Below are 23,624 nucleotides of genomic sequence, written 5' to 3'. Positions count from 1 at the left end.
TCCCTCCTGATTATAGTAAAAGAAGACAAGGGTATCCCCTTGCCTTCTGCCCAGGCGAACGGCTAATGGCTCATGTTTTGTAAGATCGCAGCTCCCTTGTGGTTGATTCCACATTTTCGCCAGTCACTGCTCTAATTATTTTCAATTTGATTATAACACGAATATAAATAAAATTTCTAGTGTTAATGTTCGTGTTTTTGTGAAGATACATCAAAAGGCTGATAGTCTGCTACATCTAATTTTCTATTCTTCCCGGCCCCCTTTAGACGATTTGTTGAAGGGGGATTTTTCATAAACTGTTAGTAATAAGAGAAGAGAAAGGGGAAATAAAGATGTTGAATAATAAAGTAGTCATGATAACAGGAGCTTCAAAAGGGTTGGGAAGGGCCCTTGCCGTACAATGTGCGAAGGAAGGGGCTAAGCTTGCGATTTGTGCACGAACAAGAGGACCCCTTCTTGAGGTTGAGAAAGAATTGAAGGCGTTGGGGGCAGAGGTGGTTGCATTGAAAGCCGATGTTTCTGATTCCCGGGATGTAGACCGTTTGGTTTCTGTAACGGAGGAAGTGTTGGGGGGAGTCGATGTTCTTTTTAACAATGCATCCATATTTGGCCCTGGTCCACGTTTGCTGGCTGATTACCCTGAAGAAGAATTCCTTGAGGTGTTAAGAATCAATACATTGAACCCATTTTTAGTAAGTAAAAGAGTTCTTCCCGGAATGATCAGCCGGGGGAAAGGCTCCATCATTAACTTAACGTCAGAAGCGGGTAAAACGGGCTTTGCTGAGTGGGGAGCATACGGCATTTCAAAGTTTGCCGTCGAAGGATTGACTCAAACATGGGCCGACGAGCTGAGTGATACAGGGGTAAGGGTGAATATGGTCGACCCGGGGGAAATGGATACGGACATGCACGACAAGGCTGTCCCCGAATGTGAGTACCCACTTGCGGATCCCCATGATCATCTGGACGTCTTTTTATATCTTGCTTCCGACGCTTCAGAAAACGAGAATGGGAATCGGTTTGAAGCACAAGAATTTCAGTGGAATCGAGGCGGGGAGAATGAATGAACTGGCAAAGACCTTTGACATCCCTTCCCATTTAAACGCTTCTACCCCCATTGAGTTATTAGGATTCGAAAGAGACGAAGTAAAACTGATGGTGCTGAACCGGGAGACCGGGAAATGTGATCATACCCAATTCAAGCAGCTACCCGAGTTTTTAAATAAGGGGGATGTACTGGTTTTAAACAACAGCCGGACCATTCCCGCATCTCTCAAAGGGAAGCAGGGAAACAGGCATCTCGAAGTTCGTTTATCCAGAAAAGTAGATGATGCCTGTTGGGATGTGCTTATCATCGGAGACTTCTATCAAGCGGGGGAACCGATTTGTTTTTCAGAGGGGGTCCGGGCCGACATGGTGGGTGAAGGAAGTGAAAAACCACTGGTGCAACTGAAATTTAACAGGAGTGGTATTGAGCTTATTGATTTTATTTACAGAAACGGAGAGCCGATCCGTTACGAATATATTGATTCTCCCTGGCCACTTGATTGCTATCAAACCGTATATGGATCAGTACCGGGGTCTGTGGAAATGACGTCTGCCGGAAGGGCCTTTTCTTGGAAGTTGATACAATCCTTGAAGCAGAAAGGGATTGAAATCGTGTTCATACAGCTTCACGCAGGCTTGAGTTATTACGGAGATGATCGCTGGCCGACACCCAAAAATCATCCAGAAGAATACCATGTAGGTTCAGGGACAGTGGACCAAATCCTCAAGGCAAAGAATAGCGGGAAGCGGGTCATTGCAGTGGGCACTACAGTCGTTCGTGCCCTTGAGACTGTCATGACTCAATATGGACAGCTAATGCCTTCTGAAGGGGTTACCAACTTATATATATCGGGGGATACCCCTCTTCAACTTGTAGATGGTCTCATCACGGGGCTGCATGAACCGGAAGCGAGTCACCTGGATCTCTTAAAGGCATTTATTTCAGAAAGGAAATTGATGAATGCCTATCAAACTGCCCTATTTAAAAACTATAAATGGCATGAATTTGGCGACATGAATGTCATTTTGTAAGGAGAATGGATATGAGACTTCATCATATGGGGATGAATGTAAAGAGTTTAGTGCGGTCGAAGGAATTCTATCAATCTTATTTTGGGTTTGAAGAGGAAACGTATTTCGAATGGGGTAGTGAGAAAATACTATTTATGAAAAAGAACGATTGTCGATTGGAGCTCATCGAAGAGCCTGGGGATGATAACGGCTCAAAGAGGATATTTCTTCATTTAGCTTTGACAGTCATTGATCTGAAAACGGAGATTGGTCTATTGAAGGAGAAAGGGTTAGTACCTGTTGAGGGCCCCGTTGTTCTTGAAAATGGCTGGAAAGTGGCTTTTTTCTTTGGACCTGACGGGGAAATTATTGAGTTGGTTGAAGGGTAGATCCGGCGGGAACGGTCATAAAACCAGCCGTTTTCAGTTATAATCCGGCCGAAATCACAAATAATCCAGCTGATTAACAAAAAATGTAAAAAGAGGATGGGCGAAATAGGCTGAATTATCCCCACCAACCCCATAGGTTTTATGAAATTTTTTTGTTTCGTATTCTGTGATACATTTATCCGGGTATGAAATGAAATGACTATGGTGTAGGAAGGGATTTTCATGAATAGAGAATTATTTTTACGTTGGTCGTTCTTCTTCACAGGCCTCCTTGTACTTGCGTTTGGCATAAGCTTGACGATCAAAGGGAAAGACCTTGGAATTGGGCCTTGGGATGTATTTCATTATGGGTTATTCAAGCAGCTCGGTCTGACGATTGGTACATGGTCCATTATTGCGGGCTTTGTCATCTTGTTCGTGACGGGAATTGGAACGAAGTCATTCCCTAAAGTCGGCGCTTTTATTAATATGCTGTTAATCGGTATTTTCATAGATTTATTTAATTATGTGCTTCCTGATCCTCAATCGTTATTGGCACAGTCGATTGTGTTTGCGATTGGGATTGTGGTGATCGCATACGGTATCGGCCTGTATGTGTCAGCTGACCTGGGGGCAGGACCCCGTGACAGTCTGATGCTGCTCGTAGTTGAGAAGACGGGCTGGAAAGTTCAATGGGTACGGAATGGAATGGAGATCATTGTGTTCTTCTTCGGCTGGCTACTTGGTGGTCCTGTCGGGATCGGGACGGTCATCATCGCACTGGGACTCGGTTCCATCGTTGGATTTTCATTGCCCCAAAGCAAAAAGCTTCTTCAGTTTTTCCTTATGAGACAAATGACCAAAAGAGACAATCCTTTAGCGAGTTAAAGGGTTGTCTCTTTATTGGTTTAAAAAAGGTATTTCACCCGATCGTAAAGAAGTATGAAGAGAGTTCCGGCAGATGGGAGATGTTCTGATTGATGAATAGACCTGATGATCAATTTAATGAAAAGGAAACAGTAAAAGAATGAGGGAGCTGGTAGACTACTGTTATCTCTGTCAGAAGCCTCTTTATTGTTTAGACGGTTTCTTTAACGGCGTGCAAAAGGAGAATGGAAAAAGCAGTTGTTTTGAATGCGAAGAACGAAATCAAGAAGGGGAGAAAAAAGATGGGACATGAATATTCAGATAAAATCATCACTCTATTAAAAAAGCATCAAAATAGTGAAAATCGAGAAGCCATGGAAGCATATATGAGAAATCAATTTCAGTTCTTTGGCATCAGGACCCCGGAGCGTACTGCTTTACTAAGGGACTTTCTGAAGGAAAACGGTAAGCCACCGGTTGAAGAATTGCCTGACATCGTTCGTTCCCTTTGGTCTGAACCTCAAAGGGAATGTCAGTATTTCGCTCTTTCCCTTCTGGATAAACAATCGAGATATTTAACGAAAAAACACCTGCCACTTTTAGAAGAATTGATAACAGATAAATCCTGGTGGGATACGATTGATCACATTGCTCCCAATCACGTAGGGAAAATCTATCAAACCGAAGAAGATGACGCATACTTAGAGAAATGGATTCATTCGGATCATATGTGGTTGAACCGGATCTCCATACTACATCAATTGAAATATAAAGAAAAAACAGATCAGGATCGTTTGTTCAGATACATATTACTGCATAAGGAATCAAAGGAATTTTTTATTCAGAAGGCAATCGGCTGGGCGCTCCGGGAGTATTCAAAAACGGACCCGGAAGCGGTACAGCAATTCATCGAATCAGAAAAGCTGGCACCTTTAAGTAAGCGGGAAGGAATGAAGCATATCCATAGAAGAGCGAAGGAAGGGGAAATCGTTGAAAAGTAGTGAATATATTTACCATCTGGCCATGACGCCGTCTAATAAAGGAGTATGGGGAATTCTATTTTTCAATTAGGTATTCACCCTGGCCTCATTCTGGTATAAAGTAAGGACAGATATATGTGAGAGGGGTATTAGGATATGAATTGGAATGATTGCATCGAGAGAACAAACACTCACTCTGTGAAATGGTCGTTTCCTGCCGAGGATGTGATTCCTATGTGCATTGCAGATATGGACTTTCAAGTGTCTCCTGCCATTGTCGAAGCGATGAATCGCAAGGCTCAGCATGGTATATACGGCTATACGACATTTAGTGATCGATACTTCGAGTCTGTCATTTCATGGTGGAAGAGGCGCTTCCAGATGGAAATAGAGAAAGAGTGGATCAGCTTTAGCCCAGGAATCATTCCGGGTATCAATGTATTGTTGTCCGTGTTAACGGAGCCTGGGGACGGTGTAATCATTCAAGATCCCGTTTATTATCCTTTTTACAGTACGATCGAGAACCATGGTTGTTCGGTTATGAAAAATACGTTGCTTTATGAGGATGGAGTATACTCGATTGATTTTGACGATTTAGAGGAGAAGGCTCGTCATCCCGGAACGAAGCTTCTGATTCTTTGCAGTCCTCATAATCCCGTTGGACGGGTATGGACGGAAGAGGAGTTAAGGAGAATCGGTTCGATCGCTAAACAGCATGACCTATGGATCATTTCAGATGAAATGCATGGAGACCTGGTCTACAAAGGATATGAACACGTTCCTCTGTTTAAAGGGGATGACAGCTTGATAGAGCGTAGTATTCTATGTGCGGCTCCAAGTAAAACCTTTAATATTGCGGGACTTCAAACCTCCATCCTTCTCATACCGAACAAAGACCTGAGAGATAAGTATAATGAAAAGCTTACGGGCTATGGGCTGATGAGACCGAATGTGTTTGGGATTGAAGGAACGATTGCGGCTTATGAGGAAGGTGAACCATGGCTCAATGAGTTATTAATGGTGCTTGAAGAGAACAAACAGTATGTACTGAATTATTTGGAGCAACACCTTCCAGAGCTGAAAGGCATTACCCCGCAGGCTACTCACCTCATATGGATGGATTGCACGGAATTAGGCATGACAGGTGAAGAGCTGTGTACGTTTTTCTTAGATAAAGCCAGAGTGAAATTTGATGAAGGCTTTAAATTTGGTCAGAGCGGGCACACCTTTGTCAGGATGAATATTGCCTGTCCGAAAGAGCGGATCGACTTGGCATTAAGAAGGATCCACGAGGCGATTCTGGACTACAGGGTGAACCGTAACGTCATGAAATAGAACAGAGGATGAACCAATGTGAGGTCATTGGTTCATCCTTTTTCTTTATAAGAAATACAGAACGAGGGCCCCGATACTCCCTGATAACAGAACGTATAGTAACATCGGGACCACGGTTATCCTGATGATCTGCCCTTCCTTTCCGCTAAGCTGAACAACAGAAGCAGCGGCTACTACATTCAGGACACATACCATGTTTCCTGCATTGGCTCCCAGCACCTGCAAGGATAAAACCGTTTGCGGGTCTGCCCCGATTTGATCTGCGACACTAAACTGAAAGAGAGAAAACATCATGTTACTAAACGTGGCGCTCCCAGAGATGAAAGATCCAAGTGCTCCGATGAGGGGAGCGACAAAGGGCCAGCCTTCACCCGCTAACCCTGACACTAAAGTGGCCAGCTCCATTGGCATACTCACTAAATCACTTTCGTTCACACCTGAATTAATGAAAATCCTTACCATGGGAACGGCGGCCATTAATGAAATGATGCTTCCTTTAATCGTAAATAGAGATTGTCGGAACGTCTCTTCGATTTGAAGCCTACTCATTCTATGAATAAAGAATGTCAGCGCCATGACCAAAACAAAGATAGTACCAGGAAGGTAGAGTGGCTCAAACTGAGTGGAAATGTCTGTTCCTAAAATATTGCTCCATCCCACTTTTACGCTTCTAAGCCAGTCCTTAACAGGTAGAAGATCCAATCTCGTTAACACCAACAGGACAGCGACAAGCAAGTAAGGAATCCAAGCTAACCAAATCGGCATTTTCTTGTCAGGGACGACTTCGGTCTTAGGTTCTTCCTGTACTTCAAAGTCCCAAGCCTCATCGGGTAATAAGAACCCTTTCTTCGCTGCTGGAATGACAATCATCAACCCTGCTAATCCACCAATGATAGAAGGAAACTCAGGACCTAAGAAGGTAGCTACAAGTAATGCAGGTAGTGTAAACGACAGACCTGCAAATAGAGAGAACTTCCATAGAAAGAGTCCTTCTTTCCAAGAGTGACTTTGACCGAAAAAACGGGTCAGCATCACAACAAGCAAGAGGGGGATCAAGCTACCGATGAATAAATCGATACTCACAGCCCGACTGGCTACGCCGCTTAAATAATCGATCATTGATTGAGCCCCAACCGCTTGTTCCACCTGACCTGCAAGGGTCCCTCCCTGTCTCAAACCTTGATCGATCCCTACCATAACAGGAGTACCGACCGCACCGAATGACACGGCACTGCTATCTGCAATAAGGGCGAGAGAAACGGCTGCGAGGGGCGGAAATCCTAACGCCACAAGTAATGGTGCTGCGAGGGCCGCAGGCGTTCCAAATCCAGCGGCACCTTCAATGAAAGAGCCGAATAACCAAGCGATTATAATGACCTGCACACGGCGGTCCGGGGAAATCATTGAAAATCCATTGCGGATGGTTTCCATGGCACCGCTGTTCTGTAAAGTGTTCAAAAGTAGGATCGCTCCAAAAACAATCCAAAGAATAGTAAAAGCAATAATCATTCCCTCAACCGTGGCAGCACCGATCTGCACCAGGGGGATTTTCCAGAATACAAGACTTAAAATGACAGTCAGTAAAAAGCTGACAGGCATCGCAACAGAAGCGGGTAACCGCAGAATAACAAGGAATATGAGAACGGCTAATACTGGGGTTAATGAAGTTATGAGTTCAAAAACAGACATTTCCATCACCTGCTTAATATTTATATATTTATTTTACAATAAGTTTGTGAATAATTTCACATGATTTGTGGATAGTTTATGACAAACTAAGAGTGAACAGAAGCGCTGACTTTTTATGGACCCCTTTACGTTGAATTATCAAACAGTCCGTAAAAAAGTCTGAAGTATTTTTGGTATTACGGGAACACTAAATAATAGGATGAATTCGAAGATAATTTTTGTCCATCACAAAAAAACATGTTAAACTAAGAATCAGAATAATCATTAGCAACCATAAAGAGTCAACTGATAAATAGTGTATTTTTGGAGTGGACATTTGTTTTTAAAACGCTTACATAACAGGAGGATACGTATATGACTAGTAAAACATTAGATCATTTTTTACAGGAAAATCTTGAAGACCTAAAATCACGCGGTTTATATAATGAGATCGATCCATTACAAGGTGCAAACGGACCGATGATTACGATCAATGATAAGAAACTTGTGAACCTTTCTTCTAATAATTATCTTGGACTCGCAACGGATGAACGCCTGAAAAAAGTAGCGATCGAAGCGGTGAAAGAATATGGTGTAGGGTCTGGAGCCGTTCGTACAATCAATGGTACCCTTGATCTTCATGTGAAGCTCGAAGAAAAGTTGGCGAAGTTTAAAGGCACAGAAGCAGCCATTGCTTATCAGTCAGGATTCAATTGTAATATGGCAGCGATTTCGGCGGTTATGGACAAGAATGATGCCATCCTTTCTGATGAATTGAACCATGCTTCCATTATTGATGGCTGCCGTCTTTCGAAAGCAAAGATTATCCGTTTTGGCCACTCAGATATGGAAGATCTTCGTGCGAAAGCAAAAGAAGCGAAGGAATCGGGTCAATACAACAAAATCATGATCATCACTGACGGAGTGTTTTCAATGGATGGAGATGTATGTAAACTTCCTGAAATCGTTGAAATTGCTGAGGAATTTGATATCATGACGTATGTAGATGACGCTCACGGTTCCGGGGTCCTTGGAAAAGGGGCAGGAACGGTTAAACACTTTGGCCTATCAGACAAAGTGGACTTCCAAATGGGTACGTTATCGAAAGCAATCGGTGTAGTTGGGGGATATGTGGCGGGAACTCAGAACCTGATCGACTGGTTAAAGGTCCGCTCACGTCCATTCTTATTCTCTACATCCTTAACTCCGGCAGATGTAACGGCTTGTACAGAAGCCCTTGATCTCATCATGAACTCTACAGAGCTTCAGGATAATATGTGGGAAAACAGTCGCTATCTGAAAGAAGAGCTGAAGAAGCTTGGCTTTGACATTGGAAACAGCGAGACTCCCATCACTCCGGTTATCATCGGTGAAGAGCAGGCGACCCAGGACTTCAGTAAACGCCTATATGAAGAGGGTGTATATGCCAAATCCATCGTGTTCCCAACCGTGCCCAGAGGAGCGGGCCGTGTGAGAAACATGCCTTCAGCAGCGCATACGAAAGACATGCTCGATCAAGCGATCAAAGCATATGAAAAAGTCGGTAAAGAAATGGGAATTATCTAATCCCCTTTATAAATAACGTGATAGGGTCTGGCTATAAAAGTCAGCCCTATCTGTATGAATCATGAAATCATTCGATCACCATAGGAATATGCAGGAGGAAAGACGATGAAAAAGATTTTAGTAACGGGTGCCTTGGGACAAATCGGTTCTGAGCTCACCAATAAACTACGTACTGTGTACGGTTCTGATAACGTCATTGCGACCGATATCCGGGAAACAGACAGCCCTGTCGTAACGGACGGCCCTTTTGAGCAATTAGACGTGACCGATGCCGGGAAAATGTTTGATATTGCCAAAACGAATAAGGTGGATACGATTATTCACCTCGCAGCTCTGTTATCTGCAACGGCGGAAGCAAAACCGCTGCTTGCCTGGAATTTAAATATGGGTGGACTGGTAAATGCCCTGGAAGCATCAAGAGAATTGGAATGTCAGTTCTTCACACCAAGTTCAATTGGAGCATTCGGTCCATCGACTCCAAAGGATTCAACTCCACAAGATACCATCATGCGCCCTACCACCATGTACGGAGTAAACAAAGTGTCGGGAGAACTTCTGTCTGATTATTACTTCACTAAATTTGGCGTGGATACAAGAGGACTGCGTTTTCCGGGTCTGATTTCGTATGAAACATTACCAGGTGGCGGAACGACTGATTATGCAGTAGAAATTTATTATGAAGCAATCAAGAATAACCAGTATACTTCATACATCGGTGAAGGAACTTATATGGATATGATGTATATGCCGGATGCACTTAATGCGATCATCGACCTCATGGAAGCGGACGGTTCAAAGCTTGAGCACCGTAATTCCTTCAATGTATCTGCCATGAGCGTAGCACCTGAGGACATTGCAAAAGCGATCCGCGTCCACCAACCGGACTTTGCGCTGGATTATAACGTAGATCCAGTCCGCCAAACCATCGCTGAAAGCTGGCCGAACGCCATAGACTCCAGCGCAGCCATGAACGAATGGGGCTTCAAAGCGGATTACGACCTAGCCAAAATGACAGCTGATATGTTAGAAAAATTAAAAACGAAGTAAGCAGATTGATCCCTAAAAACAATGGTTTCTTAGGGGTCTTTTTTTATTCCTGAAAGAAGTTCAATCTCTACTCACCTTAGAAGAGATTGTTTTTCTAAAGTAAAGAAGGATAGTGGTAAAATGAAATTCAGACCGTGTATAGACATTCAATAGTGACAAATTATATTTGTAGGGTGATAAGTCGATGATAGGAATAAGTATAGCAACACAGTGGGAATATGAAGCGACATTGGAATACTTCGGCATAAAAGATAATGAACGTTTGGATTATCCTTATGGAGAGTATTTCATAAGAACCATTCATGATACTGAACTTGTTTTTTATAGTACCGGTGTAAGAAAAGTAAATGGCGTTGGCGGTAATCAGTATATGATTTCTACATTTCATTTAACGAAAGTAATCGTTGCTGGAACCTGTGCAGGAATAGATGATACGTTCAGTAATTTGGATATTTTTGTACCCGATAAAGCCGTTCAATATGATTGCACAGTAAAAGAAATCGAGCCTCTTATTAAACAATCCTTCATAGTCGATATTGATCTATCAAAATATGGAAATGATTTTTATACCGGAACAATTGGCACCGCTGATAAAGCCGTAGTGATGTGGAAGGACTATGTAGAACTTAAAGAAAACGAAATAACAATAGCCGATACAGAAGCGGGTGCCATTGCTTATATCTGTAAGAAGAATGATGTTGAATGTATTATTATTAAAGGAATATCTGATTTTGCAACAGATGAAAGAAACTCTGATAAATTCGAATCCAACATTGAACAAATCAATGTTTATTTAGAAAACACACCCAAAGTGATGAACAAAATATTTGGCGAATATTTAAAAAGATTTATATAAATAAATAGGTAGACCATTTGAGATATATTTTTATTCATACTAGTACTCATCCTCATCCCAGTGAAAAAAGCTTATTGTTTAAAAGCTTTTATTTTAAAATACGACAAAATATGACAATAATTGATAGTAAATTGGAAGGGAAATGTTATACTTGAAACACTAACAATAATTGAGATCAAGCCCCTTTTTGTGGAAAAAATTGGTGATAACCTATATAAATTATGCTAAAATTCAGAAGTCTAAGGATTTTACATAAGGGGGATTCAGATGAGAGAAAAATTGAAAGTATTTGGGATACCTATAGGAATCATGCTTCTATTCATCGCTGCCTTATTCTTTCACCAGCTGTTGTTAGTGAAGGAATTACCTCAGCCGAACTGGAGCCGTTCACTCCCATTAGACTTCACATCAAAAGAGAGACCTCAGGTGTTTCAAAACAATGGGGAACTATACCTCTCAAGTAAAGGGAAGATCCATGCGTTTACCATCAATGATGAAATGAGTGTAGCAGATGAAAGAGTCATTGATACCAAGATTACCAGAGGCTATCCATTTTGGACCGATGGCAACGAGTTCATCTACTATAAAGCTGGAAATTTAGTTTGACCCAGGACAGTAAGGATCAAATCCTGTCGAAAGAGATCACGGGTCTCGGAGTGAGCGCAAACGATATCTATTATTGGAGTAACGAACAACTATATGAATATAATGTGCAAGAAGGTTCATCCAGGGAAGTCTACACGTTTCCTTCTGAAATCTCTGATGTCCACGTAGGAGATAACGGAAAAGCTGTCATTCAAGTGTTACAAGATGATACTCATGATTTCGTCTACTATATGAATGAAAACCGTGTAGTCAGTGAGAAGCCTTTTTTACTAGTGAATACAGCACCGAATAAAAAGGTGGATGGTTTAACGTTTAAAGTAACAGACGAGAAGCTCACCTTACTATACAATGAGAAATCACGCACACAAGGCACGCTTTCCTACAGTACATACAAGGTGCAGGTTCCATTACAGGAAGTAGGATCATCGATTTTAACCGGGAGTAAAGTTGAATTCGTCAATAAAGATACCGGGGAAAAGCTGGCGAATGCCGGTGGGGTACAGTTTGTAAACGTTGATGGGAAAGAATCCGTGGTGTTCACTTCAGAAGGACAGCGTATTGGTGATAACAGTGCGATGAGCCTGTATGCGGCTCCTTTTCAAGATCAGGGGATTCTGGAGGGCTCTCCTCTTAGTACGACCAAGCATGTCACCTATTCACCTGTACAATTAACAGACGAAGCACTGGTTTGGTTTAATTATGATGGTGGTACATATGAACTATACGGGGCATCTCAGAACGATCAAGTCGTTTCAGAAAGTACAAACTGGTCGAAAAGATCAGTGAAAGAGGCACTGAACAACGGCGTTCTCATGATGTTCAGCAGCTTGGTGACGGTATTGACATCCTTTTACTGGGTGCTTCCATCACTCTTTCTATTAATCTTACTATATATTTTCAGACCAAATGCGTTTGAAAAAGACGGGATCAGCTGGGCTGAATATGCATCGATCATCATTTTTATGCTGATGCCGATCAGCTACACCAGCAATGCAATGAACGCATATTTTTATCAAGTGGCACCGGAGTATTTCGTGTTTCCGGGAAGCGGATACGCACTATTATTGTTGATTAGTGTGATCACTTGGGTGATTTGGAAAATAGGACGGGACCCTGATTGGGGATCCTTTGCAGGTGCCTTTTACTTCATGGGAATCTATATTTTGTTCTATATAACTTCAATCGGTCCATATATATTTAACTTATTTTAACCAATAAAAGTATGAGTGGGGCGGGTGGCTTGGATGATGGAGAAAATGAATCATATGATAAAACATACATTTTACAACAAGATCATGATCCTCATGGCTCTATTTGTCTTACAGTTCATCGTTTTACTCTTCATTGATAAGCCATGGAACGTAATCGCTGCCCTTCTGGTAACCATTGCAGGGGTAACGGTCCTGGCACACTTATTAATAAAAGGGAAAACCTTTCTGGCAGAGCATCGAAAATTGCTGGAAGAAGAAAATCAGCTGTCCACCCTTCTCCATTCACTGCCGGATTTTGTGTGCTTTAAGGATGGACAGGGCCGCTGGTTAAAGGTCAATCAATTTGGCCGAAAACTGTATAACCTTGAACGAATTGATTATGTAGGGAAGACTGACAGGGAATTGGGAGAGCTGGTTCCCTTTTTTAAAGACGCCTTCGACTACTGTGTGGACTCCGATGAACAATCTTGGAAAGCTGAAAAGGTAACGAGATGCGAAGAAGGATTCTACCTTCCAAACGGTGAATACAAGACCTTTGATGTCATAAAAGTCCCGTTATTTCATTCGAATCAGACAAGAAAGGGATTAGTCATCATCGGCCGGGATATCTCTCAGCAGAAAATAGCTGAAGAAATGCTATTAAGAAAAGAGAAATTATCGGTAGTCGGGGAGCTTGCGGCGGGAATCGCCCATGAGATCCGTAATCCCCTAACGAGCATCAAGGGCTTCATTCAACTGCTTGAAGAGAATGAGCATGTATCCGAAAATTATCTCAACGTCATGTCCTCCGAGATGGATCGAATCAACCAAATTGTAGGAGAGCTACTCATTTTATCAAAACCTCAAATGAGGGAATACCAGGTCTTTGATATGAATGAGGTGTTACACTATGTGATCAAGGTAATGGAGCATGAAGCAATCCTCAAAGGGATCACATTAAAAGTTCAAGGACCATCATCCTCGATTCACGTATTTGGAGATAAGAATCAATGCGTACAGGTCTTTATTAATATTATAAAAAATGCAATCGAATCGATGGACGAAGGAGAAATCCGCGTCAACTGGAACGTTCTGAACGAAAAATTCATCATCTCCATTCAAGATCAAGGGGTGGGAATACCGCCTGATCGATTAAAGAGACTGGGAGAGCCGTTCTTCACCTTGAAAGAAAAAGGAATGGGACTCGGGCTGACCATTAGTCAAAAAATCATTGAAGACCATAAAGGGTCTATACTCATTGAATCAGAAGTAAACAAAGGAACAAAAGTAGAAGTAACCCTACCGGTAAAACACAAATAAAATCCAAGGCTGCCTCATTGCGAAGCAGCCTTTACCTATGTATACGGCAATATTCTGAAGACTTTAGGAACCTTAGGTTGGAGCGGTTGAGGGGCTAGGTGAAAAAGGGTTAATGAATAAGAATGTGCTTGAATAAGATGAAAGGAGCGTTTATGCAGGTTTCTATTAATAGAAGCCATAAAGGAGATGTGAATTCATGCCAAAACCAACCGTCCTCCATTCCTTTCATCCATTAGGGCAGTTAGAACAATTCCGGAAGGATCCACTCCTGTTTTTAGAAAAGATGGCAGGGAAAGACGATGAGAAAGTTCAATTTCGTTTTGCCAATCGAACCGTTCATTTACTCATGTGCCCTGCACTGGTGAAAGAGGTACTCGTCACTCAGTCAGATTCCTTTCAAAAATCAAAGCAATTTAGAGAACTGTCCCTGCTGATTGGAGAAGGACTTGTGACGAGTGAGTCTCCGCTACATACAAAACAGAGAAAAACGATTCAGCCTTATTTTACACCCCGTCATATTCAGCGGTATATGAGTGAAATGATCGAGTCTGCGTCTTCTATGATGGAGGACTGGGAGATAAACTGTTCCCGGGACATTTCCAAGGATATGATGGAGGTTACACTGGCGGTCATTACGAAAACCATGTTTAATATGGATGTTAAAGAAGGTCATCAGAAAGTTGGTGTTCACCTTGAAACCATTATGGAGACCGCTACAAAACGGATTCGGTCATTTCTTAAGCCCCCACTGTCCTGGCCGACTGCTGAGGTGAAGCAATATAAGACGTCCACTCAAGAATTAAAGAGGGTCGTTGAGGAGATCATCCATCAAAAAGAGTATCATCAGGATGAGAAAGAGGATTTGCTTCACGCCTTACTTCATGCCCGGGATGAGGAAGGCAATGGTATGTCCAGAAACCAGCTGATGGACGAAGTGATGACCATCTTTGTGGCTGGCCATGAAACGACAGCGAATCTCCTTTCTTGGTTCTTCTATGCACTTGAGTGCGATAAGGAAGTGAAAAAACAAGTCTATGAAGAAGTCGATAGAGTGGTGGGGAAGGATGAACTTAGTAGTGGCGATCTTCCACACCTCCATTATACACGGCAAGCACTTCAGGAAACGCTACGCTTGTATCCTCCCGTTTGGATGTTTGGAAGAATCGCAGTTAAAGATGTTATGATTGGGAATCACTTCATCAAAGAAGGTGAAAATGTCCTTGTGTCACCTTATCTGATGCATCGGAATGAGAAATACTTCCCTAATCCTTTAACATTTGACCCGGAAAGGTTCCTAGAGGACAAATCGAAAAAAGTTGCTCCCTATGCCTACTTTCCATTTGGAGGAGGACCTAGAGTCTGTATCGGCAATCACTTCGCTCTACAAGAAGCTTTGATCATTGCTGCTTTATACGTGCAGCGCTTCACGTTCGAGATGCCCATTAGTCAGAAGGTGGAGTGTCATCCCCTTGTTACGTTAAGACCCAAAGGTGGATTAAAGATGGAGATTAGAAAAAGAGATGAAGGCTTGTAATCAAAGACTGTTTTGTAAAAAGGTTGATGTTTAATAAAGGTTTATTAACACAATAAAGGGTATGTTTGATAGTTTGTTTATCATCTAATCATCCATATAAGCAGTATGAAGGAAGAAGTACAGAGTGGAGCGGAAAGGAACGGTCAATGTTTAGTTCGCACTACCCCTCATCTAAAACAAAAATTTACATTTTCTTTAAAAGTTATTGAAAGTCAGTGGGGAGGCCGAGCGGAAAGCGAGCTCCTGAAGTGGCAATCAATTACTACTGTTTTCTATAAAACAACCAAAAAAACCCAGGTTCAATATCGAACCTGGGTTTTACTTCATCAAAAAATCATATGAGCAATTGCAACAATGACAAGTAAAGTCAAGAATGTACGCTGCAAGAAGATGATCACTAAGTCCTTGAAATCAACCGGGATCTTAGAACCTAGTAATAATCCCCCAACCTCAGACATGTAGATCAATTGCGTTACAGATAAACAAGCAATCACAAAGCGTGTCAGTTCACTTTCAATTCCAGCTCCAAAGATGGCGGGAAGGAACATATCGGCAAAACCGACAAGGATCGATTGAGACGCTTCAGCTGCTTCTGGGATTTGCAGAAGCTCAAGTAGTGGAATAAGCGGCATACCGATATATTCGAAGAACTTCGTATTCTCGGCTACGATCAGTGCCGTTGTACCGATCGCCATAACGATGGGTGCAACCCCCATCCACATATCCAACACATTTTTCATTCCATCAGTGAAAAACTTAGAAGTACTATTGTTATTCTTCGCTTGAACAAGGGCTTGTTCATATCCATAACCTACGCGGCTATAGCCTTCTGGAATGACTTCCATTGTGTTCTTGCCTTCTTGATCATTATAGTACGTGTCAGGCTTACGAGATAATGGCGGAATCCGTGGCAGCACGATCGCTGCGATAATTCCTGAAATGGCTACTGTTATATAGAAAGGAATGAAGTATTTTCCAAGACCAACCTCAGAAATGACGACTAAACTGAAGGTAATGGACACAACAGAGAATGTCGTACCAATGATGGCTGCTTCCTTCTTCGTATAGTACCCTTCTTCATATTGCTTACTTGTCAGTAGCACCCCGATCGTTCCGTCTCCTAACCAGGAAGCTAAACAATCGATGGAAGAACGTCCGGGCAAACCAAATACGGGACGCATCACTTTCGTTAAGAGAGCACCGAATAATTCAAGTAGACCGAAATTCAATAATAAAGGTAGAAAAAGTCCGGCAAATAAAAATACAGAAAATAGAATGGCCAGAAGTCCATCCGGATTTAATAGAAGTCCACCCGTTGCGTCTGACCAGACCCATTCAGGCCCTAATTTAAATAGAGTCATGATCGCAAACACAGCACCCAGTACTCTGACAAAAACCCAAACAGGTCTTACATCGAACAGGCTTGTGAAAAACGGAGATTTTTCAATGAAAGCCGGGCGTATGAACTTTGTGATAAAAGTACCTAATACGGTAAGGATGATCAATCCTGTCATGATGGCAGGTACATAGCTTCCAATCCAGTCCTGTAATAGCCCTGATAGAACGGCGATTGGTATCGTGATCCCTTCTTCCTGTGGTATCGGAACCATAAAAAGAAAAATTCCCAACAGGGAAGGGATGATAAATCGTAAATGACTTGTTAATGTAAAGCGATGTTGTCGATTCATAAATTCACCTCAGATGTAGTTATAACGGAAAATGAAACATTATTCATTTTAATGCATACATATAAATTTGTCCATAACAAGTAGTTCCCATAAGGGAGATGATGCATTACCTAGCTGTTTTTCCCAAACGGTGTGAAAGTGAAACATTAAATGTCGAATAATCGATTAATTAAATGAATGTACACAAAAAGAAAGCGCTATCTTTCAATACCTCTCTATTTTACTAAAATTTTAAAAAATTTCAATTATAAGCTGAAAAACATTTTGATTTCTCTCATTTCAAGTAATAAAGTTTGAAGTTCGGGGGGATTATTACCTAAAAAATTTATTAATTATTTTGATAATGGGGTTTAAGAAGTATGAAAGAGGGTATAAAGAATTCATACCTTGGTTAGTCAGGAGTTGTAATCGATGACATCTTTAACGATACTTACGGAAGAGCAATTGGCTAATGTCTATCAATTAGCACAGGAAGAAGGATTGGAAGAAGAATTTATTGAGATGTTAGAAGGGGAGCTGGAGAGAAGAGAAATCGCTCGATAGGACTCAGACTAAAAACAATGAAACGTCATACATAACGGCTGATCTCCTCCCGGGAGGTCAGCCTATTTTTATGTCATAAGACAAAAGTGCCCTGGAGAGTCTCAGGCAAAGACGAAACACTATAAGGCACTTTTTGTTTTTTTATAAGAAGAGTAATCCAAGGGAAATGACGACGCCACTAATGACAAGGATAATGACGCAGTAGCCCATAATATCCTTCGCCTTTAACCCTGCAATCGCTAAGGCAGGCAATGCCCAGAACGGCTGGATCAGATTTGTCCAGGCGTCTCCCCAAGCGACAGCCATTGCGGTCTTAGCTACTGAAGCATCCAAAGTTTGAGCGGCATCAAGCATAATAGGAGCCTGGACGGCCCACTGTCCACCCCCGGAAGGAACAAAGAAGTTCACAATTCCGGCGCTGAGGAAGGCAAAGAAGTAAAAGGTCACATCATTTGAAATCGATACAAAGGCCTCGGACATGACGACAGCAAGACCGGATGCCGTCATCATTCCCATGATTCCTGCGTAGAAAGGGAATTGAATGACAATCCCGCTCGCGCCTTTGATCGCTTCCTGAACAGCCGCAAGAAAGCGCTTTGGCGTCCCGTGAAAGAGAATACCCAGGAATAAGAATAAAAAGTTCACGATATCTAAATTGAGGGCGAAACCGTTTTGAACAAAATATGAAAATAGGAACGCAATCCCGAGAACGGCAACAATAATCGATAATACCATACTGTTTTCAAGACGCTCAGCAGGTGTTGATGCCTCTTTTTCAAGAGTGGCGGCCGTTTCATTAAAGATTTCAGGATCTACGGTTACCGTTTCTTCTTTAGACGGCATCAGCATCCTGTTGATGACCGGAAGAACAATAAATAGTGCTAACACAATCAGGACATTGAACGTAGCGAAGATCGTCTCGCTTGTCGAGATGATACCGATCATATCCTGGAATGGATGATCGGTTGTAGCAATCGATAAAGGGATGGAACCTGAGAACCCTGCATGCCAGACAATAAATCCGGAATAAGCACTGGCAATCAGCAACCGGTAATCGACACCTTTCACCCGTTTGGCCAACTCTTTCGCAAATAATGCCCCGATTACAAGGCCAAAGCCCCAGTTGATCCAGCTGGCGATCATCGAAACGACCGTAACAATGACAATCGCGGAGCCAGGTGACTTCGCAAATGAGGCAAGGAAACCAAGGAAACGTTTAAACAGTGGACTGCTTGCCAGTACATACCCCGTCACAAGCACAAGAACCATCTGCATGGAAAAGGCAAGAAGGCTCCAGAATCCGTTACCCCAATACTGAACCATCTCGAGGCTTGAACTATCAGTAAAGATAAGACCGAATCCAAATACGGCCAGTGTTAAAATGACAACAAATAAAAATGGATCAGGCAGATAGCGTTGCATGATCTTGTTCGATAATGATATAAGTGCTTTCATCTTTTCATCCCCCTTATTTAATATACACCCTTTCTATTCTTCTATAATGATAGGTGAAAACCCTTTCATTTATATGAAAATGATAAACCTAAATCAAAAACGCCTGACTCAATTAAAAGAGATCAGGCGCCTAAGCTTATTTCTTTACGGGTCGGGACGCTCCCCTTTTTTCTTTACGCAGAAGTCTAAATAACGTCACACACATCAGGACAAGGATGACAGTGAATGGCAATGCGGAGACGAGAGAGGCGGTCTGTAAGCCCTCCAGTCCACTGGACACCAGTAATACAGCGGCAATGGCAGCAATGAGTACTCCCCAGACGATTTTCACTATCATAGGAGGATTCAAGCTTCCCTCCGTCGTCATACTGCTTAAAATATAGGTCGCTGAATCAGCAGATGTAATTAAAAAGGTAAAGATCAATAAGATGGAAATGACGGACAGAATCATCGTAAACGGAAGTTCTCCATACGTTGAAAATAAGGCACTTGTGACATCTTTGTTGACCCCTTCAGCAATGGACGTACCATTAAATAAATCCAGGTGAAGAGCTGTACCACCAAAGACAGCAATCCACATAAGGGCGATCAGTGGAGGAACCACCAGTACCCCTAAGATAAATTCCCTTATCGTTCTCCCCCTTGATACCCTGGCGATAAAAGCACCTACGAATGGAGACCAGGCGATGGCCCATGCCCAATAGAAAATCGTCCAATCCTGTACCCATGTTCCTCCCTGATAAGGAGTCAATCGTAAGCTGTAGCGGATGAAATTAGAAATGTAGTCACCGATCCCAAGTATGAACGTGTTTAATATAAAGACGGTCGGACCGACGATGAATACAAATAGCATCAAGAATAGAGCCAAGGATAAATTGACATTACTGAGCCATTTAATCCCTTTATCGAGGCCGGTTGTAGAAGATGCTAAATAAAGGATAAGCAGAATGAACACAATCAAGAGTTGAGAAAGTGTACTGTTACCCACTCCAAATACAGAATTTAATCCTCCGTTTATCTGGAGAATCCCTAGCCCCAGTGAAGTAGCTACACCCATGACGGTTGCAATGACAGCCAGGATATCAATGGTATTCTTAATCCCCTTCTTTTGGCGGCCGATCATGGGAGATAGGGAGGTGGAAACCAGTCCATTTTCCCCTTTTCTAAACTGAAAATAAGCAATGATCAATCCGACAATCGTGAAAACAGACCATTGACTGACCCCCCAATGAAAAAAGGAATAGCCCATTGCAAGGCGGGCGGCTTCTTCCGTTTGCGGCTCTACACCCGGAATGGGGGTTTCAAAGAAATGACTCATCGGTTCAGCAATCCCCCAGAACACAAGACCGATTCCAAACCCGGCTGAAAATAACATGCCGATCCAGGTGAAGAAAGGATACTGTGGTCGTTCATCGTCCTTTCCTAATCGTATCTTCCCGTATTTACTTCCCATAAGAAACAGTAGAAAGAGCACAAAGAAGAACACAGCAGCGAGATAAAACCATCCAAACGAATAGGTAGTGAAACTAAAAGCCGCATTTGCCCCTTGAGCAAAAAGTTTCGGAAAAGCAGCCCCGAACACAACCAAAATGGACACAATAATAGCAGAAATCCAAAATACTTTTTTCAAATATGTACGATTACCCATGATTTGCCCTCCTGACATAGTAGACGAACGTTCTCTATATTTTCATACCCTAAATCTACAGGGTTATTCATGAGCAGGAGGTGGTTCAGTGCAACATGAGAAATGTTTCATGATACAATAGGTGAAATTATGAACATTTAACAACAGGAAGGTGTCTACTTATGATCACATGTATAGCAACAGATATGGATGGAACGCTCTTGAATGAAAACCAGGAAATCAGCGAAGCCAACAAACAGGCCATCCTCGATGCGCAGCGACAAGGCATAGAAGTCATCGTTGCCACAGGAAGATCCTATGAAGAAGCCCGTTTTGTTATAAAGGACGCCGGCATCTCTTGCGATATCATTTGTGCCAATGGTGCTGAGGTTCGAGATAAAAAGGGTGAAGTCGTCTATCAAGCCGGTATCGAATCAGCACTCGCGAAAGAAATTGCTACTGCCTTAAATGAGACAGGCATTTACTTTGAAATCTATACGGATCAAGGAACGTATACTGAGAACTATGAAATGGGTATCGAGCTGATTGTCGATATTTTCAAAACAGCCAATCCCGATGTGTCGGAAGAACAAGTGAGACAAACCGCCAAAGAACGATTTGAAAAAGGTCATATTAAATTGGTTGATGATTACGGTGTGCTTTTCGACGATTCTTCTCAACTGGTCTACAAATTTCTTGTTTTCTCTTTTGATGAAAAGCAATTAACAGAAGCGAACGAAAAATTAAATGACATAATTGGCATCGCCATCAGCTCATCGGGTAAAGAAAATATTGAAGTAAATAGTCTGGAAGCACAAAAAGGAGTCGCTCTCGAGAAGCTCCTGAACGACAAAGGACTTTCAGCCGAACATGCCATGGCAATGGGTGATAACCTTAATGACCTATCCATGATGAAAGCAGTGGGAAGACCAGTGGCCATGGGGAATGCCCTGGATCAGATCAAAGAATTCTGTCCATTCATCACGGCAACAAACCGTGAAGACGGTGTCGCAAAAGCGATACAGGAAGCTCTTCAACAGACGGCAAACTCATGAGAACGTCTTCTGTTGTCCATACTGGTTAAAAAAAGTGAATAAGGGAGCTTGAAAAAATGAGAAACCGAAACAGTTGGTTCTTATTCGTCATTGGTCTTAGCTTACTACTTAGTGCCTGCTCAATGGGACAGCCAGATGAACAACAGGAAAAAAGTGAATCCGTCAGTAAACCGAGTGTCGAAAACAACGTGATCGCACAAGATCTCTCCATTCCCTGGTCGATTCAAAAGCTTGATGATGCATTCTACATCACCCAAAGGACAGGGGATATCATTGAAATAAAGGATGGCAGGAAATCCGTTATGAAAACCAATCTTTCTATGCCATTATCCAAACGGCCAGAAGCGGGGTTACTGGGATTTGTGCTTCATCCGGATTTCAAAACAAATCAGCAGGCGTATGCCTACTACACGTATGATGACTCAGGGGACCCGTACAACCGCGTCGTACTATTAAAACGGACGGAAAACGAGTGGAACGAGGAAAAGGTATTGCTGGATAAAATCCCAAGCGGTCAATACCACCACGGTGGCCGACTGGAAATCGGTCCGGAAAACAAGCTTTACATCACGGCAGGGGATGCCACTCAACAGGATAAGGCCCAGGATCTCTCCTTTCTTGGCGGAAAAATTCTTCGGATGAATTTGGATGGTGGAATACCGGACGACAATCCATTTAAGGATTCATACGTATACAGCTACGGCCATCGTAATCCTCAGGGTCTTGCATGGAACAAAGCCGGAGAGCTATTTGAAACAGAGCACGGACCGAACGGATATGATGAAGTGAACCGTATCGAAGCGGGCAACAATTATGGATGGCCAAAGATCACAGGGGATGAAAAAGGGGATTCGTTGATTTCGCCCCTCGCGCACTCCGGGGAACCTTCATGGGCCCAGTCAGGAGCGGATGTTTGGAATGAAGATTTAGTGTTTGCCTCTCTCGCGGGTCAAAGTGTGAAGCGATTCGACCCCGGAACCCGCAAAGTATCAGACTTACTGACGGGCTTTGGTCGTATTCGGGACGTGCTTGTGGAAGGGGATACCCTTTACTTTGTATCGAATAACACAGATGGACGCGGGATCCCCCGGGAGAATGATGATAAATTGTATGAAGTGGATTTGAATTCATTGACGATTGAAGAATAAGATAGGGTTACCTTCCTTGGCATTGAGCTGAGGGAGGTATTTTTCGCAAAAAAATAACACGCTAAAGAGCGTGTTTATGAATTCTTATTCTCATCATTGTCTTTATATTTCAGAATAGCGATCACAAACATCCCAAAGCTGAGCATCAGAGATAATACCTCAAACGTATTCATGAATACATCGCCTCCTTACTTAAAGGCTTCCCGGACATAAGATTGTCCTATACACCGCAATAAAGAAAAAACATCAGACTCAATATAGGAAATGAATAGTGTTTTATTTAATATGAATGACAAGGTTGAAAACTCTTTGAAAGGGATGTGGTGACATGAATGGAAAATGGATACTCTCGTTTCTACTAGTTCCCATTTTACTTAATGGATGTGGAGGAACAGATGATCAACCGGTTCAGGAAGAGCAGGATTCGTCTGAAGTAAATTCCGATTTGCCTTCATCTGATACCAATCAGCCGTCAGACAAGTTAAATGTTCTTGCCAACGATGAAAAAATCATAGAGATGTTAAAAAAGACCGGCGTGATCTCTGAAGATGCTTCCCCCGAAGAGATAGAAAAAGCGCTTCAAAAATATCTTAAAGATAAAAATAGCAATGAACTGATTAATGAAAAAGAGAAGAAGAAATACATTGAGGAGATTAAAAAGAAAATTCAAGAGGGGAATCCTTCCGAAGGTGATATAGATAATTGAAAGAAAC

General features: G+C 42.3%; 22 protein-coding genes and 1 riboswitch. Of the genes, 17 read left to right on the top strand and 5 right to left on the bottom strand.

The window, feature by feature from the left end; genetic code table 11:
* Positions 1 to 41: 41 nt before the first annotated feature.
* A riboswitch (ZMP/ZTP riboswitch) is annotated at positions 42 to 137 on the bottom strand.
* A gap of 195 nt (positions 138 to 332) precedes the next feature.
* The 6 genes from DET59_RS08810 (at position 333) to DET59_RS08785 (ending at position 5,608) form a co-directional block, all read left to right on the top strand.
* Entirely contained in the window at positions 333 to 1,067 is a 735-nt protein-coding gene (locus tag DET59_RS08810) for an SDR family NAD(P)-dependent oxidoreductase (protein ID WP_113969315.1), read from the top strand.
* Complete coding sequence (locus DET59_RS08805; RefSeq protein ID WP_258549621.1) at positions 1,021 to 2,079, top strand: S-adenosylmethionine:tRNA ribosyltransferase-isomerase; 1,059 nt, start codon at positions 1,021 to 1,023, stop codon at positions 2,077 to 2,079. Before DET59_RS08810 ends, DET59_RS08805 begins: the two co-directional genes overlap by 47 nt.
* Positions 2,080 to 2,090: 11 nt before the next feature.
* Positions 2,091 to 2,447, top strand: a complete 357-nt coding sequence (locus DET59_RS08800) for a VOC family protein (RefSeq protein ID WP_181778097.1) — start codon at positions 2,091 to 2,093, stop codon at positions 2,445 to 2,447.
* Positions 2,448 to 2,669: 222 nt separating this feature from the next.
* Entirely contained in the window at positions 2,670 to 3,314 is a 645-nt protein-coding gene (locus DET59_RS08795; RefSeq protein WP_113969312.1) for a YczE/YyaS/YitT family protein, read from the top strand.
* Between the two features lie 224 nt (positions 3,315 to 3,538).
* The gene (locus DET59_RS08790; protein ID WP_258549620.1) at positions 3,539 to 4,294 is read left to right on the top strand and encodes a DNA alkylation repair protein; all 756 of its coding nucleotides are present in this window, start codon (positions 3,539 to 3,541) and stop codon (positions 4,292 to 4,294) included.
* Positions 4,295 to 4,429: 135 nt separating this feature from the next.
* Positions 4,430 to 5,608: a MalY/PatB family protein gene (locus tag DET59_RS08785; protein WP_113969310.1), complete on the top strand. Its 1,179-nt coding sequence runs from the start codon at positions 4,430 to 4,432 to the stop codon at positions 5,606 to 5,608.
* Positions 5,609 to 5,653: 45 nt separating this feature from the next.
* On the opposite strand, the gene DET59_RS08780 is transcribed toward DET59_RS08785, so the two are convergent.
* Positions 5,654 to 7,297 carry an L-lactate permease gene (locus DET59_RS08780; protein WP_113969309.1) on the bottom strand — a complete coding sequence of 548 codons (1,644 nt, stop codon included), beginning with the start codon at positions 7,295 to 7,297 and terminating at the stop codon, positions 5,654 to 5,656.
* Positions 7,298 to 7,651: 354 nt separating this feature from the next.
* Here DET59_RS08780 and DET59_RS08775 point away from each other — a divergent pair, with 354 nt between their 5' ends.
* The 7 genes from DET59_RS08775 (at position 7,652) to DET59_RS08745 (ending at position 15,395) form a co-directional block, all read left to right on the top strand.
* Positions 7,652 to 8,842 (top strand): glycine C-acetyltransferase, encoded by a 1,191-nt coding sequence (locus DET59_RS08775; RefSeq protein WP_113969308.1) that lies wholly within the window; start codon positions 7,652 to 7,654, stop codon positions 8,840 to 8,842.
* Positions 8,843 to 8,947: 105 nt separating this feature from the next.
* Complete coding sequence (locus DET59_RS08770) at positions 8,948 to 9,889, top strand: L-threonine 3-dehydrogenase (protein ID WP_113969307.1); 942 nt, start codon at positions 8,948 to 8,950, stop codon at positions 9,887 to 9,889.
* A 184-nt stretch (positions 9,890 to 10,073) separates the two neighbouring features.
* On the top strand, positions 10,074 to 10,745 hold the full coding sequence (locus tag DET59_RS08765) for a 5'-methylthioadenosine/S-adenosylhomocysteine nucleosidase family protein (RefSeq protein ID WP_113969306.1): 672 nt from the start codon (positions 10,074 to 10,076) through the stop codon (positions 10,743 to 10,745).
* A gap of 267 nt (positions 10,746 to 11,012) precedes the next feature.
* Positions 11,013 to 11,351: a hypothetical protein gene (locus DET59_RS08760; protein WP_113969305.1), complete on the top strand. Its 339-nt coding sequence runs from the start codon at positions 11,013 to 11,015 to the stop codon at positions 11,349 to 11,351.
* Positions 11,348 to 12,562 carry a hypothetical protein gene (locus DET59_RS08755; RefSeq protein WP_113969304.1) on the top strand — a complete coding sequence of 405 codons (1,215 nt, stop codon included), beginning with the start codon at positions 11,348 to 11,350 and terminating at the stop codon, positions 12,560 to 12,562. Before DET59_RS08760 ends, DET59_RS08755 begins: the two co-directional genes overlap by 4 nt.
* Positions 12,563 to 12,598: 36 nt before the next feature.
* Positions 12,599 to 13,861 (top strand): ATP-binding protein, encoded by a 1,263-nt coding sequence (locus DET59_RS08750; RefSeq protein WP_258549619.1) that lies wholly within the window; start codon positions 12,599 to 12,601, stop codon positions 13,859 to 13,861.
* Positions 13,862 to 14,057: 196 nt separating this feature from the next.
* Positions 14,058 to 15,395, top strand: a complete 1,338-nt coding sequence (locus tag DET59_RS08745) for a cytochrome P450 (protein ID WP_113969303.1) — start codon at positions 14,058 to 14,060, stop codon at positions 15,393 to 15,395.
* A 326-nt stretch (positions 15,396 to 15,721) separates the two neighbouring features.
* Here the strand turns inward: DET59_RS08745 and DET59_RS08735 are convergent, their stop codons facing one another.
* On the bottom strand, positions 15,722 to 17,083 hold the full coding sequence (locus DET59_RS08735) for a YjiH family protein (RefSeq protein WP_113969301.1): 1,362 nt from the start codon (positions 17,081 to 17,083) through the stop codon (positions 15,722 to 15,724).
* A gap of 411 nt (positions 17,084 to 17,494) precedes the next feature.
* On the opposite strand from DET59_RS08735, the gene sda reads away from it, so the two are divergent.
* Positions 17,495 to 17,626, top strand: coding sequence for a sporulation histidine kinase inhibitor Sda (gene sda, locus DET59_RS08730; RefSeq protein WP_113969300.1), 132 nt, complete (start codon positions 17,495 to 17,497; stop codon positions 17,624 to 17,626).
* A 141-nt stretch (positions 17,627 to 17,767) separates the two neighbouring features.
* Here the strand turns inward: sda and DET59_RS08725 are convergent, their stop codons facing one another.
* Together DET59_RS08725 and DET59_RS08720 are read right to left on the bottom strand one after the other, a co-directional pair.
* Positions 17,768 to 19,081 carry a short-chain fatty acid transporter gene (locus DET59_RS08725; protein WP_113969299.1) on the bottom strand — a complete coding sequence of 438 codons (1,314 nt, stop codon included), beginning with the start codon at positions 19,079 to 19,081 and terminating at the stop codon, positions 17,768 to 17,770.
* A 136-nt stretch (positions 19,082 to 19,217) separates the two neighbouring features.
* On the bottom strand, positions 19,218 to 20,729 hold the full coding sequence (locus DET59_RS08720) for a BCCT family transporter (protein WP_113969298.1): 1,512 nt from the start codon (positions 20,727 to 20,729) through the stop codon (positions 19,218 to 19,220).
* Between the two features lie 161 nt (positions 20,730 to 20,890).
* Here DET59_RS08720 and DET59_RS08715 point away from each other — a divergent pair, with 161 nt between their 5' ends.
* Positions 20,891 to 21,763, top strand: coding sequence for a Cof-type HAD-IIB family hydrolase (locus DET59_RS08715; protein ID WP_113969297.1), 873 nt, complete (start codon positions 20,891 to 20,893; stop codon positions 21,761 to 21,763).
* 56 nt (positions 21,764 to 21,819) lie between these two features.
* Positions 21,820 to 22,911: a PQQ-dependent sugar dehydrogenase gene (locus DET59_RS08710; protein ID WP_113969296.1), complete on the top strand. Its 1,092-nt coding sequence runs from the start codon at positions 21,820 to 21,822 to the stop codon at positions 22,909 to 22,911.
* Between the two features lie 74 nt (positions 22,912 to 22,985).
* On the opposite strand, the gene DET59_RS21870 is transcribed toward DET59_RS08710, so the two are convergent.
* Positions 22,986 to 23,084 (bottom strand): putative holin-like toxin, encoded by a 99-nt coding sequence (locus tag DET59_RS21870; RefSeq protein WP_220154059.1) that lies wholly within the window; start codon positions 23,082 to 23,084, stop codon positions 22,986 to 22,988.
* A 155-nt stretch (positions 23,085 to 23,239) separates the two neighbouring features.
* Here DET59_RS21870 and DET59_RS08705 point away from each other — a divergent pair, with 155 nt between their 5' ends.
* Positions 23,240 to 23,617, top strand: coding sequence for a hypothetical protein (locus DET59_RS08705; RefSeq protein WP_113969295.1), 378 nt, complete (start codon positions 23,240 to 23,242; stop codon positions 23,615 to 23,617).
* Positions 23,618 to 23,624: the final 7 nt, after the last annotated feature.

The sequence above is a fragment of the Rossellomorea aquimaris genome, from assembly GCF_003315075.1.
Classification (GTDB): domain Bacteria; phylum Bacillota; class Bacilli; order Bacillales; family Bacillaceae_B; genus Rossellomorea; species Rossellomorea aquimaris_C.
This window is presented reverse-complemented; position numbering and strand designations above follow the sequence as displayed.